Below are 14678 nucleotides of genomic sequence, written 5' to 3'. Positions count from 1 at the left end.
TAACGAAAAAACCCGCGCAGGGCGCGGGTTTCTTCTAAACGGGGTTGCCACACTTACATGCGTTGCAGATCCCGTTGAGCCAACTGCGCGGCGGAGGTACCCGGATATTGGGCCACCACCTGCTGCAGAATGCCTTTGACCTTGTCGGTATGACCCAGGCGGCGTTCTACGTCAGCAAGTTTGTACAGCGAATCCGGCACCTTGGCGTGCTTGGGGTACAGCTGGCTGACCTTGGCAAACGCCTGGCCTGCACCTTGCAGATCGCCCTTGGCCAGGTTCACCTCACCCAACCAGTACTGGGCGTTGCCCGCATACTGGCTGTTCGGGTATTTGCGCAGGAACGCGGTAAAAGCCTGGCTGGCTTTATCGAAGTCCTTGGCTTTGATCAGGTCGAAGGCTGCGTCGTAATACAGCTTTTCCTTCGCCGGGTCACCCGGTTCGCTGCTGGCGGCAGGGGCTTGGCTGGCAGCCGCGGCCCCTGCTGCTGCACCACCGGCGGCGCTTGGGGCGCCACCGGCAGAAGAATTATCAGGAGTGGTGGCTGGTGTAACGCCGGCTCCAATACGTCGATCAAGATCCTGGTATCGCTCCAGGCCTTCTTGCTTCAGCTGGTTCACTTGATTTTGCAGAACTTCAATCGTGCCTTGTTGCTGCGACAATTGATCCTGCATGCGTTGCAGCTGGTTGAACAGTTCGCCCTGTGCCGAAGGGGCGGCAGTCGCCGCTCCCCCGGCATAGGCGCCGTTCGTGCCATAACCCGCTGGCGGATAGCTGCTCCCGCTATTGTTATAGCCAGAGTTGCTATCTTCCACAGGAACCGCAGCCCACACCGCAAGCGGTGCCAGGCTGAGAGCCAATACAGTTAGAGCACGACGGCACGTTCGCATGACGAATTACTTACGCAGTTCGACGCGACGGTTTTGAGCCCAGGACTGCTCGTCGTGGCCAGTAGCAACTGGACGCTCTTTACCGTAGGAAACCAGTTCCAGTTGGCCCGGAGCAACACCTTGCAGTACCAGGTAGCGCTGAACGGCTTTCGCACGACGCTCGCCCAGTGCCATGTTGTACTCACGAGTACCACGTTCGTCGGTGTTACCTTCCAGAACAACGCGAGCGCCGTTAGCTTTCAGGTCCTTCGCGTGAACGTCCAGAGCGCGCATGGCTTCTGGTTTCAGGTCCGAACTGTCGTATTCGAAGTAGAAAGTGGTGATAGCGCGCAGAGCAGCTTCTTCGCTCAGGGAGCCGTCAACTGCACCAGTGTTAGCGCCGTAACCAGCGTTTGGATCAACAGCTGCGCCTTCACCGGCATTGTCGCCGCCTTTAGACGAGCAACCAACGGCTACGGACAGAGCCAGAGCCAGAGCAGCAAACTTACCAAACTTCAGCATTTCCATCGTGAAACTCCTAATGAACCCCAGTGTGTTAAGTACTTCTTTTTGTAGCGCCGCGTCAGTTCAGGTAAGGGGACCAGGACGGTTCTCTGACTTCGCCTTGTGCGGTAGGAAGCGGGAGCCTTACGCGTCCATTAATGGACACGAGCATCAAGACTCCCCGGCCCTGCTGGCGGGTGGCGTAGATTACCATGGTGCCGTTGGGCGCAACAGTGGCTGACTCATCAAGGTTGGTATCTGTGAGGATTTTTACGGTTCCGCGCTGCAAATCCTGGGCCGCAACCCGGAAATTAGTGAAACCATCCTGACGGTGAATCATCACCAACGTCTTTTCATCGGCCGAAAGCTTGGGTGCCGCGTTGTAGTTACCAATAAAGGTCACACGTTCGGCGCCGCCGCCGTTGACGCTGGTTTTGTAGACTTGCGGCTTGCCGCCACGGTCAGAGGTGAAGTAGATGGTCGAACCATCCTTGCCCCAGAACGGTTCGGTGTTGATGCCTGGGCCACTGGTAACACGGCTCAGTTGGCGCGAAGCCATGTTCATCACGTAGATGTCCGGGTTGCCGTCTTTGGACAGCACGAACGCCAGGCGTGAACCATCCGGCGACCAGGCTGGTGCGCCATTGAGGCCTTCAAAGTTGGTGATCTGCTCACGGCGACCAGTGTCGATGTGTTGAACGAAGATGCGTGGACGCTTCTGTTCAAACGACACGTAGGCGATACGCTTGCCATCCGGTGCGAAGCGCGGCGACAGGATTGGCTCACGCGATTGCAGCAACGTCACTGCACGAGCGCCGTCATAGTCGGAACGCTGCAGCGTGTAGCGAGTGTTGTCTACCGAAAAACGCTCTGCCGTTACATAAAGCAGGCGAGTGGAGAAGGCACCCTTGATCCCGGTCAGTTTTTCAAACGACTGGTCGGAGATGTAGTGCGCCATGTCCCGCAGCTGATCCGTGGTGCCCGACACGCTGCCGGTCAGCACTTGCTGCTCGGTCGCGACGTTGAACAGAGTGTACTGGATCTGCAGGCGGCCGCCGGCAGGCGTGATGCTGCCCACCATCAGGTACTGGGCGTTCAGCGCTTTCCAGTCACGGAAGATGACTTCGCTGGCCTGGGTCGGCTGGCTGATCATGTTGCCTTTGTCGATCGGTGCGTAGTAACCGGAGTTGCGCAGGTCATCGCTGATGATCTGCGACATGTCGTCCGGCAGCACGCTGCCGCCCTGCCAGCCAAACGGTACAACGGCGATCGGGGTGGCCCGATCGCTACCGCTGGTGACCAGGATGTTCTTTTCATCCGCCGCCGCTATCCCTGCCATGCAGCAAATAACGACAAGCATTCCTCGAAGAAGGTTTCTCACAAGGCTAGATCCTCAGGTGTGAATGTCATCTTGAATGAACGGTAGGGAGCGAAGTCGCTTGGTTTCATTCCCTGCATCTCGGTCAACCGGCCAATGTTCTTGACCGCTGCTACCGCCGAACTGTCGAACGAACCATCGCCACTGGACTTGGCCACGCTGACCGAAGTCACCGTACCGTCCGGCAACATGCCGATCTGCAGCACTACTGTCATGCCTTTGCGTGCCGAAGGAGGACGTGTCCAGCCTTCTGCTGCCCGTGAGCGAATCAGGTCATCGAAACTGCCCGCGACTTCATCACCACGTTCATCAGCCAAGGCCTGCTGGCGCTGCGGCGTGTCGGAAAGCAAATCGGCCAAGGCCTGGGCCTTTTTGTCTTCGGTCGATTTACGTGCTGCTTCCTGGGCCTTTTTCTTGGAGGCATCGGCGGCAGCTTTCTTCTTCGCATCGTCGGCGACTTTCTTCTTCGCCTCGTCAGCTTCAGCTTTCTTCTTGGCGTCGTCCGCGGCTTTCTTCTTCGCGTCTTCGACAATCTTTTTCTTCGCGTCTTCAGCGGCCTTTTTCTTGGCCTCTTCTTCGGCAGCTTTCTTGGCTTCTTCTTCAGATTTCTTCTTGGCTATATCAGCCAATTGTTTCTCTTCGACCTTTTTGGCTTCGGCAGCTTTATCGGCTTTCTTGGCTTCATCAGCCTTTTGCGCCTCTTCAGCTTTCTTCGCCTCGTCGGCCTTTTTCGATTCCTCGGCCTTTTGAGCCGCCTCTTCTTTCTTTTGTTCCGCAGCAGCCTTCACCGCTTCCTGCTCGACCTTCTTCTGTTCCATCTGTTCGACTTCAGTCTGGCGCGCAGCCGACTTCTGGGCCTCACCCGCAATCTTCTGATTGGTCTGGGTGGTGGCCTGGCTTTTCGATTTCAGCTGATACAGGGTCGCCTGCACGATCGGCTTGGCTGGCGGCAGGTCCGGGGTCATGGCAAAGCTGACAAACAGCATGCCAAACACCAGGACGTGCAGGGCAATTGCCCAGACGCTAGGCCAGAAGAAGCTTTCCGAGGCGGACGGCTCTCGCTGTTGGTGCATCAGGGCGCCTCGGTAATCAAGCCAACATTACCGACGCCGGCCTTCTGCAGCCCGCCCATGGCGCCCATCACGGAGCCGTAGTCGACGACCTTGTCGCCGCGGATGAACACCTGGGTGTGCTTGCCGCCTTCGTTGCCGGCGCGAATGATCTTGGTCACCGCATCCGTCATCTGCGGCAAGGTCATGGCCTTGTCCTGCTGCTTCTGGGTGTCGACTTCGCTGCCAAGGTTCCAGTAATAGGTCTTGTCAGCCTTGATCGAAATGGTCAGGACCTGGGTGTTGTTGTCCTGCGGCAAGGCTTCGCTGGAAACCTTGGGCAGATCAACCTTCACGCCCTGATTGAGCATCGGCGCGGTCACCATGAAGATAACCAGCAGCACCAGCATCACGTCGATGTAGGGCACTACGTTCATCTCGGCGACCGGCTTGCGCTTTTTGCGAGCTCGAGCGATTAAAGCCATTGGGAATTACCTGCTTATTCTTCGCTGGTGTGCACTTTACGGTGCAGGATCGCCTGGAATTCTTCGGCGAAGGTGTAGTAACGGCTGATCAAGGTTTCGCCGCGAGCAGCAAAACGGTTGTAGGCGATTACTGCGGGAATGGCTGCGAACAGGCCGATAGCAGTGGCGATCAGCGCTTCCGCGATACCCGGGGCCACGGTGGCGAGGGTCGCTTGCTGGGCCTGGGCCAGGCCGCGGAAGGAGTTCATGATGCCCCACACGGTACCGAACAGGCCGATGTAAGGGCTCACGGACCCTACGGTGGCGAGGAATGGCAGGCTTTGCTCAAGCTTTTCTTCTTCGCGGGAAATGGCAACGCGCATGGCACGGGCCACGCCTTCCATGACCGCTTCCGGGTCAACGCCTGGCTGCTGGCGCAGACGGGAGAATTCCTTGAAGCCGGCGCGGAAGATCTGCTCGACGCCCGAATCCGGGTCCGGGTTGCTGCCGGCCTGGCGATACAGTTTGGACAGGTCGATACCCGACCAAAAGCGCTCCTCGAAGCTCTCCAGGGCACGTCGACCGGCGCGCAGCAGGTTGCTGCGCTGAAAAATCATGACCCAAGAGGTAACCGATGCGGCTACCAGGACCAGCATCACCAGTTGAACCACAACACTGGCATTGCTGACCAGGCTCCACATGGAGGAATGGTCGACGACGGTAGGTTCCACGCTAAATCTCCTGCTCTGAATGTTTACCCGCGCCGCTCACGGCGGCAAAGGCCGCGCGTAGAGTTTCGGGAATGGCCCGGGGTTTCAAACTATTGGTGCGAACACAGGCCACCAGGAACTGCCCCTCACAGAGCAGCGTTGCATCCGTAGCCCGCCTGACCTGCTGTTTAAAGCGCAGGCTGGCACGGTTCAATTCGGTTATTTCTGCGCTGACCAGCAGTTCGTCGTCCAGTCGCGCCGGCGCGTAGTAACGTGCCTCGCTGGAATGCACGACAAACAACAGGTCCTCCCCTGCAAGCGTGGATTGGGCAAAGCCCAGCTCCCGTAGCCGCTCGGTTCGAGCCCGCTCCATGAACTTTAGGTAATTGACGTAATAAACGATGCCGCCAGCATCGGTGTCCTCGTAATAAACGCGACAGCGATGTGCGAACGACTGATCCCCGTTTTGCGCGCGCATACTCTAGTGCTTACTCCTCAGGTTGCCAATCCGGCCAGGCAACTGTTTTTCACTCTGTGGCTCATTTCTAACGAAAGAATGACGACGCCAGCCACTAGGACAGCACAAACGCCGAATAAATCGAATCGCCAAGCGTTTTTAATCGTCTACTGCATCGAGGAATTCGTCTACTACGGGCATCTCGCCCAATCGTGACGGAATGTTTAACCCAAAGTGCAAATAGGCATGCCGGGTTACCACTCGGCCCCTCGGCGTACGCATGATGTAGCCCTGCTGGATCAGGTACGGCTCCAGTACATCCTCAATCGTGTGCCGCTCTTCGCTGATGGCGGCCGCGAGGCTGTCCACCCCTACCGGGCCGCCGTCGAACTTCTCGATCATGGTCAACAGCAGGCGCCGGTCCTGGTGGTCAAAGCCGTGTTCGTCCACGTCCAGCAGGTTCAGCGCCAGGTCTGCGACGGGCTTGGTGATATGCCCCTTGGCCCGCACTTCGGCAAAGTCGCGCACCCGGCGCAGCAAACGGTTGGCAATACGCGGCGTACCACGGGCACGACGGGCGATTTCAAAGGCGCCTTCCGGGTCCAGGGGCAGGCCCAGGATGCTCGCCGATCGGCTGACGATGGTCGCCAGGTCTGCCGTGCTATAGAACTCCAGACGTTGAACAATCCCGAAACGGTCGCGCAACGGGTTGGTCAGCATTCCGGCGCGAGTGGTAGCACCCACCAGCGTGAACGGTGGCAGGTCGAGCTTGATCGAGCGCGCCGCAGGGCCTTCGCCGATCATGATGTCCAGCTGGAAGTCTTCCATGGCCGGATACAGCACTTCCTCGACGATGGGCGATAGCCGGTGAATCTCGTCGATAAACAGTACGTCGTGGGGTTCAAGGTTGGTCAGCAGCGCTGCCAGGTCGCCCGGGCGCTCCAGCACGGGGCCTGAGGTGGACTTGATCGACACGCCCATCTCCTGGGCGATGATGTTGGCCAGGGTGGTCTTGCCCAAGCCTGGCGGGCCAAAGATCAACGTGTGGTCCAGTGACTCGCTACGCCCGCGTGCGGCCTGGATGAACAGTTCCATTTGCTCGCGCACGGTGGGCTGGCCGATGTATTCGGCAAGGCTCAGGGGGCGAATGGCCCGGTCCTGGACTTCTTCACGGTCACGGGGGCCGGTGGCCGCGATCAGACGATCAGCTTCAATCACTTAAATCATTCCCTTCAGGGCGCGGCGGATCATGTCTTCGCTGCTCAGGTTCTTGTCCTTGATGGCCGACACGGCCTTGCTCGCCTCTTGTGGCTTGTAGCCCAGGGAGATCAGCGCGCTGACCGCATCGCTTTCAGCGCTGGCCACCGGAACGCCCGGCGCATCAGGCTGGTTAGGCACCAGGGCGAACATGCTCGGCACGACTTCCCAGGCCTTGAAGCGGTCTTTCAGCTCCACCAGCAAGCGTTCGGCGGTTTTCTTGCCGACACCCGGTACCTTGGTCAGTGCGGACGTATCCTGCGCTGACACACACCGCACCAATTCATCGACTTCCAGGCTCGACATCAACGCCAGCGCCAGCTTCGGCCCCACGCCATTGAGGCGGATCAGCTCACGGAAGAAATCGCGGTCACGCTTGCCGATGAAACCATAGAGCAATTGGGCATCTTCACGCACCACCAGGTGGGTGTGCAGGGTCAGCGGCTCACCGACCGACGGTAGGCGGTAGAGGGTGGTCATGGGCACTTCCAGCTCATAGCCCAGGCCGTTTACATCCAGAATCAGGTGCGGCGGCTGTTTCTCAGCCAGGGTGCCGCGCAAGCGTCCAATCACGTTCGAATCCTTAAGAATCGGCTCAGATCAAGGCCTGGCCGGTAATAACGCGGGCATGCCGGCCGACAGCACAGGCCGTTCATGCACCCCACGCAGAATGATTGCGCTGATGCTATCAGAGACGCAGCCGGCCGCCACGACTGCGTGCCGTGCCCAAGCCGTGCGGCATCAGGCTGGAACGGGTATGGGCGTGGCAAATGGCAATGGCCAGGGCGTCGGAGGCGTCGATTTGCGGTTTGGAGGTGAGCTTGAGCATGTGCATGACCATCATCATCACTTGCTCCTTATTGGCTGCGCCGGTGCCGACCACGGCTTGCTTGACCTGGGTCGCGGTGTATTCGGCGATTTCCATGCCCTCTTCGGCACCGGCAACAATGGCAGCGCCGCGCGCCTGGCCGAGCTTCAAGGCCGAGTCGGCGTTTTTTGCCATGAACACTTTTTCGATGCCCATGGTCACGGGGCCATAGGTCTGGATTACTTCACGCACGCCGCGATAAACGATTTGCAAGCGCTCGGCCAGCTCGCCGGCGCCGGTACGGATACAGCCCGAGGCCACGTACACGCAGCCTCGCGGGGTCTGTTGGACCACGCCAAAGCCGGTGATTCGCGAACCGGGGTCGATACCTAGGATTAAAGTCATAACGCCTGCGGGTTGGATTTAAAGCGGATGCGCCAGGCACATGGTTTGTGTAAACAGCATAGAACCCTGTGGGAGCTGGCTTGCCTGCGCTAAAGGCACCTCGGTGCATCAGCTCGACCGGGTTGATGCCATCGCAGCCTCGCCGGAGTTCGACAGCTCCCACATTGGATCTTTGGTGTACTTAAGTGAGCTGTTCGGCTACCGATTCCGGGATATCGGCGTTGGAATAGACGTTCTGCACGTCATCCAGGTCTTCGAGCATGTCGAGCATCTTGAGTACCTTCTGAGCCCCGTCCAGGTCGAGCTCGGCGCTGGTGGTCGGCAGCATCACGATTTCCGCATCGGTCCCTTTGAAACCGGCCGCTTCCAGGGCGTTACGCACCGAGTAGAAGCCCGCAAACGAGGTAAACACGTCGATGGAGCCGTCTTCGTTGGTCACCACGTCGTCGGCATCCGCCTCCATCGCCGCTTCAATCAGCGCATCTTCATCAACGCCCGGCGCGAAGGAGATCTGCCCCTTGCGCTCAAACAGGTAGGCCACCGAACCGTCGGTGCCAAGGTTGCCGCCACACTTGCTGAACGCATGGCGCACGGCAGCCGCGGTACGGTTGCGGTTGTCGGTCATGCACTCGACCATCACCGCCACGCCACCGGGGCCGTAGCCTTCGTAGCTCAACTCGACCATGTCATCGGTATCGGCCGCACCGGCGCCACGGGCCACGGCACGGTCGATGATGTCGCGGCTCATATTGGCGCCCAGCGCCTTGTCCAGGGCCAGGCGCAGACGCGGGTTGGAGCCCGGGTCACCGCCACCCTGGCGCGCAGCTACGGTCAGCTCGCGAATCCACTTGGTGAAGATCTTGCCTTTCTTGGCATCCTGACGCTCTTTGCGGTGCTTGATGTTCGCCCACTTGGAATGGCCAGCCATAACACAACTCCGAAATTCTGTAGAAACCTGTCGATCCCGCCCCAGGCGGGACTTCCCTCTTTAACGTACAGCCCTTGTAACGCAAAGGCGCATCCGAAGATGCGCCCTTAGCTGACAATGTAAAACCTTATCGCGCTTTCACGCTGCGGCCTTACTCAGCCTTTGGTGCTTCGCGCAAACGGATATGCAGCTCGCGCAGTGCCTTGGCATCCACCACACCCGGTGCCTGCGTCATGACGTCGGCAGCACTTTGGGTTTTCGGGAAGGCAATCACTTCACGGATCGACTGGGCACCGGTCATCAGCATCACCAGGCGGTCCAGGCCGAAAGCCAGGCCGCCGTGGGGTGGTGCGCCGTATTTCAGGGCGTCGAGCAGGAAGCCGAACTTCTCTTGCTGCTCATCTTCGTTGATGCCCAGCAGGCGGAAGACCGATTGCTGCATTTCCTTGCGGTGGATACGGATCGAACCGCCACCCAGCTCGGTGCCGTTCAGCACCATGTCGTAGGCACGGGACAGAGCGCCAGCCGGGTTGGCTTCGAGCTCTTGCGGCGTGCACTTGGGCGCGGTGAACGGGTGGTGCAGGGCGCTGAAGCTGCCGTCGTCGTTCTCTTCGAACATCGGGAAGTCGACCACCCACATCGGCGCCCACTTGCAGGTCAGCAGGTTCAGGTCGTTACCGACCTTGATCCGCAGTGCACCCAGTGCTTCGCTGACGATCTTGGACTTGTCGGCGCCGAAGAACACGATGTCGCCGTCGACCGCGCCAACGCGATCAAGGATCACGTTGAGGTTGGCTTCAGGGATGTTCTTGACGATTGGCGACTGCAGGCCTTCAACACCCTTGGCGCGCTCGTTGACCTTGATGTACGCCAGGCCCTTGGCACCGTAGATGCCGACGAACTTGGTGTAGTCGTCGATCTGCTTGCGCGGCATGCTCGCGGCGCCAGGAACGCGCAGCGCGGCAATACGGCATTTCGGGTCGTTGGCCGGGCCGCTGAACACTTTGAAGTCGACATCCTTGAGCTGGTCTTCAACGTCAACCAGTTCCAGCGGGTTACGCAGGTCGGGCTTGTCGGAACCGTAACGGCGCATGGCTTCTTCGAAGGTCATGTGCGGGAATTCGCCGAACTCCAGGTCCAGCACTTCCTTGAACAGGTTGCGGATCATTTGCTCGGTGATGCCCATGATCTCTTTTTCATCGAGGAAACTGGTCTCGATGTCGATCTGGGTGAATTCCGGCTGGCGGTCAGCCCGCAGGTCTTCGTCACGGAAGCACTTGGCGATCTGGTAGTAGCGGTCGAAGCCGGCGACCATCAGCAGTTGCTTGAACAGCTGTGGCGATTGCGGCAACGCAAAGAAGGAACCGGCGTGGGTACGGCTCGGCACCAGGTAGTCGCGGGCGCCTTCCGGGGTAGCACGGGTGAGGATCGGCGTCTCGACGTCGAGGAAGCCGTTCTCGTCGAGGAAGCGACGGATGCTGGTGGTCATGCGCGAACGCAGACGCAGCTTCTCGGCCATTTCCGGGCGACGCAGGTCAAGGAAGCGATAACGCAGGCGGGTTTCTTCGCCAACGTCCGAGAACTCGTTCAACGGGAACGGCGGGGTTTCCGATTCGTTCAGCACTTCCAGCTCATAGCCCAGCACTTCGATCATGCCCGATGCCATGTTGGCATTGGTGGCACCGGCCGGACGCAGGCGAACCTTGCCGGTGATCCTCACGACGTACTCGCTGCGTACGCGATCGGCGGCGGCGAAGCTCTCGGCGCGGTCCGGATCGAACACCACCTGGGCCAGACCATCACGATCACGGATATCGAGGAAGATCACCCCGCCGTGGTCGCGGCGACGGTGAACCCATCCGCAAAGAGTGATTTCCTGACCTTCCAGGGTCTCGTTCAGTTGGCCGCAATAGTGGCTGCGCATCATGATAGTGGTTTCGCTTCTCGTAATTCGAAATTCGGTGGAGGCCTGCCTCATCACCGTACAGCTTAGTCAGGTGACGGATAATGCAGGAGCCTGCGCGTAGAGTTCAACTCAGTCTGCTTTGTCGCCGCCGGCCAGATTCTTTTTCGAGCCGGTCTTGAAGTCGGTCTCGTACCAGCCGCTGCCACTCAGGCGAAAGCCCGGCATGGACAACATCTTTTTAAGCTCCGGCGCCTGGCAGGCTGGGCAATCGACCAGCGGCGCGGCGCTGATCTTTTGAATGGCTTCCAACTGATGACCACAGGAAGCGCATTGATAGTCGTACATGGGCATGGAGATGTCTCGGCGATCAGATCACGACGTAAGCCACGCCCTGCCCTGACTCTGTCCCGTGGGAAAGTCCCGGCATGCGCAGCAAAGCCCGGGATTATATCTGGTAAATCGAGGCTGTGCAGCCGTAGCGGCGCCCTGCTTTATATATAGGTGGCCATATCGGACGCCTGCCAGGGGCCCGAACCGGAAACTTCCCGGGCGCGGCACCTGGCAGGCGAATCATCCCGGGCTGAACTCGCTGGCCGGCGCGGTAACCCGTCCTTTTAATACATGGACCACGCACACCACCCTCACCAGGCCGCTGAAGTTCTTCACTCCGCCGTAACGCAAGTGCACTTCGCGGTCTACGTAAGACAACAGTGCACTGACCGAGCAGGTATTGATCCTGGCGATTTCCGTCAGAATATTCCAATAGACTTGTTCAAGTCGCAAACACGTCGAAAAACCATTAAGCCTGACTGATCGGGACAGTGGCCTGGCCAAGTCCATATCAAACCCTTTGGCAAAGGGGTCCATCTTTATCTTGTGAAACCCGACCGTTTCCATCACTCCATTACCCGCTCCACGTGACATACACTTGACACTCCATTGCCTAACAGCCACTCCTGAGTATTCTCATTGGCCGTTGAGCCTATAAAACATCAAGAAGACACGTGCAGCCAGAAGACAGGGAGTTGATCACCGTAGGACAAGCCAACGCGCGCGTCGGGAAGCTCGCAGAATGAGGAAAAGGCCGTGGCACCGGCACGACAAGCAGGGCGAGGGGCGTCAGTTCGACGCCTCCGCGCCACAGCGCCTTATTTGTTTTCGAGCAGGGAACGCAACATCCACGCCGTTTTTTCATGAACTTGCATGCGCTGGGTCAGCAAGTCTGCAGTGGGCTCATCGCTGACTTTATCCAACAACGGGAAGATGCCGCGAGCCGTTCGGGTAACCGCTTCCTGGCCTTCGACCAATTGTTTGATCATGTCCTCAGCGCTCGGTACGCCCTCTTCTTCCTTGATCGAAGAAAGACGCGCATACACCGAGTAAGCACCCGGCGCCGGGAAGCCGAGGGCACGAATACGCTCTGCAATTGAATCCACCGCCAACGCCAGTTCGTTGTACTGCTCTTCAAACATCAAGTGCAGCGTGCGAAACATGGGACCCGTTACGTTCCAATGGAAGTTGTGAGTCTTCAGGTACAGTACATAGGTATCGGAAAGCAGTCGCGAAAGTCCATCAACGATTGATTTACGGTCTTCTTCACTGATACCAATATCGATTGCCATGTTTTTCCCCTTCAATTGATAAAAAATTCATTGATCAGGTGCAGGACCACTCTAGCAAGAGTACCGGCCTCGCGCAGCCTGAGAGCCGCACCCGAGGTGCGGCAAATCGCCCCTTGCGGAGCCCTTTCGCACTGTCGGCAAGGCCTTAAGCGGCGCAAGAAAAATTACCCGTCGCCCGACGAACAGCTCCGCACCTGTCTAGGACAAGCGTTTGACGCAGAAATGCCGCTCGCCTCGCAACACCCCGAAATGCTTGATTTGAGTAGGCACAGGCTTTGCTGTTAAATAGGCAGCGTGTCGCCACCGTTATTTTTTGCGGCAGCCGCATAGGCTGATACCCGTGCACGTGCCCAGCGCCTCCCATTGTTCAGAAGCGAACCGTGCCAGTCAGCTCTTCCTTGTGATCCGTCTTAACGTGAGTTAATCAAAATGTTGAAAATCGTCCACCTGCTAACGGGCGCTGCAGCTTTGCTGCTGTCCTTTATCCCCAGCCTGCGATCAGAAACCCTGCCTTACCTGCAACAACCTGACGCTCTCTACCTGACCTTCTTTGGTCTTCTTAACCTGACACTGGCTCCAGTCATTCCTTACTGGAACAAAGGCCCGCGTCATCAACTGCAAAACCTGGTCAGCGCCCTGCTGGTCCTGGCTGTTGTCGTACAAACCCTCACCCTGCTGGCGCCTATGCCTGAAGTGGGTGGCCACCCGGCCGTCCTGCTCAGTTTGGCAATCGCACTGGTTGCCATCGTTCTTCATCTGGCCATCAGTTTTTACCGTTCCTCCCCGGCCGCTGCGTCGCAAAGCTACGACATGACCAACCGGGATACCGGGACCGTCAAGTGGTTCAACACCTCCAAGGGCTTCGGCTTTATTTCCCGGGATTCGGGCGACGATATCTTCGTCCACTTCCGGGCGATTCGCGGCGAAGGCCATCGCGTTCTGGTTGAAGGCCAGCGCGTGGAGTTTTCCGTGATGAACCGTGACAAGGGCCTGCAAGCTGAAGATGTGATCGCCGCGTTGCCGCGTCGCTGATTCCAGCACCCCGAAACAAAAAACCGCGATGCAGCCTGGCTGTATCGCGGTTTTTTTACGCCCGGGGATTCACCCCAATCCTGTTAATAATGAGGCGGCGGTGCTTCTTCCTCGGACGACTCGAACTGGCCGCCCATTTCTTCCTGGCGCTTGAGCAGCGCTGTCATCTGCAATTGCAGGCGCTCGACTGCCCGCTGCTGGGTGACCAGGATGTCATTGAGGGTCTCAATGGTGTCGTCCTGAAAGGCCAGGCGGCTCTCCAGGTCGGTTACACGGTCTTGAAGGTCCATGGTTCAAGCCTCCAGGAACGTGAAGTCAGTCGGCAGGATCTCGCGCAGGCGTGCACGAATCGCTGCCACTTGCTCGTCACTGTAGGGCTTTGCCGGATGCTTGCCCCAGACCGGCGCTGGCCAGGCCGCGTCATCGCGCTTGCGCACAATCACATGCACATGCAGTTGGCTGACCACATTACCCAGGGCGCCAATGTTCATTTTATCGGCGCCAAACCCTTCATTAAGCAGTTGCGCCAGCGCGGTGCTCTCCTGCCACACCCGCTGCTGGTCAGCGACATCCAGTTGAAACACTTCGCTGATACCGTCAATGCGCGGCACCAGGATGAACCATGGGTAATTCGAGTCATTGCAAAGCAGCAGCCGGCACAGGGGGAAATCCCCGAGGGGCAAGGTGTCTTGTTGAAGACGTGGATCTAAGGCGAACACAGCAGTCACTCCCGTTCGGCGGGTCAGGTTTCAGGCGCCCAGCATACCTGCGAATGCCGGGCGCTTCACGGCGAATGCTCCCGGCCAAATACGCGCCTAAACAGGACGGCACAAAAAAAAGCGCACCATTTCGAGACAGGCCAATATTTCAGCTACGCTAAATGACCAGCGCCCCCACACTCAGTCAAAGTCAGGGCACAGGATATGCCTCAAGACCTTGAACCAGAGGGCTTGCACGCAGAGACCAGTGGTACGGAGCAAAAATATGCGCAGGAAGCATCTGCACCAAAATGACCCATTTGTGCGTTAAACGGACCCGCCCACTACCCACCGAACGGGGTGAACCGGTAACGTTTTGCTCGGGTGCAGGGGTTACGCTCCTGCACACAGGAGTACAGCAGGCACGCCGAAGCCAAACCAAACGGCGTAAAAAGCCCGTGCTTATGCGGTTTTTACAGAGCGTTGACAATTTTCACGAAAAAATCACATTCAGCCACGCGTTTGTGCACGCTTGTTGCATTCACACTCATATGGTCGACAACAGCACCCGCAGGAAGCCGGTGTTTCGCGACA

The 14678-nt window shown here is 58.5% G+C and carries 18 protein-coding genes; 1 reads left to right on the top strand and 17 read right to left on the bottom strand.

All coding sequences use genetic code 11. The features are described 5' to 3' along the window. Nucleotides 1-53: 53 nt before the first annotated feature. From ybgF to RGV33_RS06030, 15 genes are all read right to left on the bottom strand, one after another. Complete coding sequence (gene ybgF, locus RGV33_RS06100) at nucleotides 54-887, bottom strand: tol-pal system protein YbgF (protein ID WP_322143502.1); 834 nt, start codon at nucleotides 885-887, stop codon at nucleotides 54-56. A gap of 6 nt (nucleotides 888-893) precedes the next feature. After that, complete coding sequence (gene pal / locus RGV33_RS06095; RefSeq protein ID WP_003209827.1) at nucleotides 894-1394, bottom strand: peptidoglycan-associated lipoprotein Pal; 501 nt, start codon at nucleotides 1392-1394, stop codon at nucleotides 894-896. 55 nt (nucleotides 1395-1449) lie between these two features. Then, the gene (tolB, locus tag RGV33_RS06090) at nucleotides 1450-2730 is read right to left on the bottom strand and encodes a Tol-Pal system beta propeller repeat protein TolB (RefSeq protein WP_032868196.1); all 1281 of its coding nucleotides are present in this window, start codon (nucleotides 2728-2730) and stop codon (nucleotides 1450-1452) included. Nucleotides 2731-2747: 17 nt separating this feature from the next. After that, complete coding sequence (gene tolA / locus RGV33_RS06085) at nucleotides 2748-3821, bottom strand: cell envelope integrity protein TolA (protein ID WP_322143501.1); 1074 nt, start codon at nucleotides 3819-3821, stop codon at nucleotides 2748-2750. Beyond that, nucleotides 3821-4273: a protein TolR gene (gene tolR, locus RGV33_RS06080; RefSeq protein ID WP_161635741.1), complete on the bottom strand. Its 453-nt coding sequence runs from the start codon at nucleotides 4271-4273 to the stop codon at nucleotides 3821-3823. Before tolR ends, tolA begins: the two co-directional genes overlap by 1 nt. A gap of 23 nt (nucleotides 4274-4296) precedes the next feature. Beyond that, a complete protein-coding gene (gene tolQ, locus RGV33_RS06075) occupies nucleotides 4297-4992 on the bottom strand; it encodes a protein TolQ (protein ID WP_322143500.1) in 696 nt (231 codons plus the stop codon). Nucleotide 4993: 1 nt separating this feature from the next. Beyond that, entirely contained in the window at nucleotides 4994-5449 is a 456-nt protein-coding gene (gene ybgC / locus RGV33_RS06070) for a tol-pal system-associated acyl-CoA thioesterase (RefSeq protein ID WP_322143499.1), read from the bottom strand. A gap of 138 nt (nucleotides 5450-5587) precedes the next feature. Further along, complete coding sequence (gene ruvB / locus RGV33_RS06065; protein ID WP_322143498.1) at nucleotides 5588-6646, bottom strand: Holliday junction branch migration DNA helicase RuvB; 1059 nt, start codon at nucleotides 6644-6646, stop codon at nucleotides 5588-5590. Then, nucleotides 6647-7258 (bottom strand): Holliday junction branch migration protein RuvA, encoded by a 612-nt coding sequence (gene ruvA / locus RGV33_RS06060; RefSeq protein WP_010169952.1) that lies wholly within the window; start codon nucleotides 7256-7258, stop codon nucleotides 6647-6649. It abuts the gene before it with no gap. A gap of 115 nt (nucleotides 7259-7373) precedes the next feature. Then, a complete protein-coding gene (gene ruvC / locus RGV33_RS06055; protein ID WP_218263106.1) occupies nucleotides 7374-7898 on the bottom strand; it encodes a crossover junction endodeoxyribonuclease RuvC in 525 nt (174 codons plus the stop codon). Nucleotides 7899-8079: 181 nt separating this feature from the next. Next, nucleotides 8080-8826, bottom strand: coding sequence for a YebC/PmpR family DNA-binding transcriptional regulator (locus tag RGV33_RS06050; RefSeq protein ID WP_010169954.1), 747 nt, complete (start codon nucleotides 8824-8826; stop codon nucleotides 8080-8082). Nucleotides 8827-8977: 151 nt separating this feature from the next. Beyond that, complete coding sequence (aspS, locus tag RGV33_RS06045; RefSeq protein ID WP_322143497.1) at nucleotides 8978-10753, bottom strand: aspartate--tRNA ligase; 1776 nt, start codon at nucleotides 10751-10753, stop codon at nucleotides 8978-8980. Between the two features lie 108 nt (nucleotides 10754-10861). Further along, on the bottom strand, nucleotides 10862-11083 hold the full coding sequence (locus tag RGV33_RS06040) for an FmdB family zinc ribbon protein (RefSeq protein ID WP_010208103.1): 222 nt from the start codon (nucleotides 11081-11083) through the stop codon (nucleotides 10862-10864). A 219-nt stretch (nucleotides 11084-11302) separates the two neighbouring features. Next, nucleotides 11303-11656, bottom strand: a complete 354-nt coding sequence (locus tag RGV33_RS06035; RefSeq protein WP_322143496.1) for a ribbon-helix-helix domain-containing protein — start codon at nucleotides 11654-11656, stop codon at nucleotides 11303-11305. A 224-nt stretch (nucleotides 11657-11880) separates the two neighbouring features. After that, the gene (locus RGV33_RS06030; protein WP_003209800.1) at nucleotides 11881-12354 is read right to left on the bottom strand and encodes a Dps family protein; all 474 of its coding nucleotides are present in this window, start codon (nucleotides 12352-12354) and stop codon (nucleotides 11881-11883) included. 429 nt (nucleotides 12355-12783) lie between these two features. Here RGV33_RS06030 and RGV33_RS06025 point away from each other — a divergent pair, with 429 nt between their 5' ends. Beyond that, complete coding sequence (locus RGV33_RS06025; RefSeq protein WP_003209798.1) at nucleotides 12784-13386, top strand: cold-shock protein; 603 nt, start codon at nucleotides 12784-12786, stop codon at nucleotides 13384-13386. 83 nt (nucleotides 13387-13469) lie between these two features. Here RGV33_RS06025 and RGV33_RS06020 read toward each other — a convergent pair whose 3' ends face one another. Next, nucleotides 13470-13676, bottom strand: a complete 207-nt coding sequence (locus RGV33_RS06020) for a SlyX family protein (protein WP_017847119.1) — start codon at nucleotides 13674-13676, stop codon at nucleotides 13470-13472. 3 nt (nucleotides 13677-13679) lie between these two features. Then, nucleotides 13680-14105 carry an HIT domain-containing protein gene (locus tag RGV33_RS06015; protein ID WP_322143495.1) on the bottom strand — a complete coding sequence of 142 codons (426 nt, stop codon included), beginning with the start codon at nucleotides 14103-14105 and terminating at the stop codon, nucleotides 13680-13682. Between the last annotated feature and the right edge of the window lie 573 nt (nucleotides 14106-14678).

The organism is Pseudomonas sp. Bout1, assembly GCF_034314165.1.
Classification (GTDB): Bacteria; Pseudomonadota; Gammaproteobacteria; order Pseudomonadales; family Pseudomonadaceae; genus Aquipseudomonas.
Note: the sequence above shows the minus strand (reverse complement) of the source record. Positions and strands in the feature narration are given on the sequence as shown.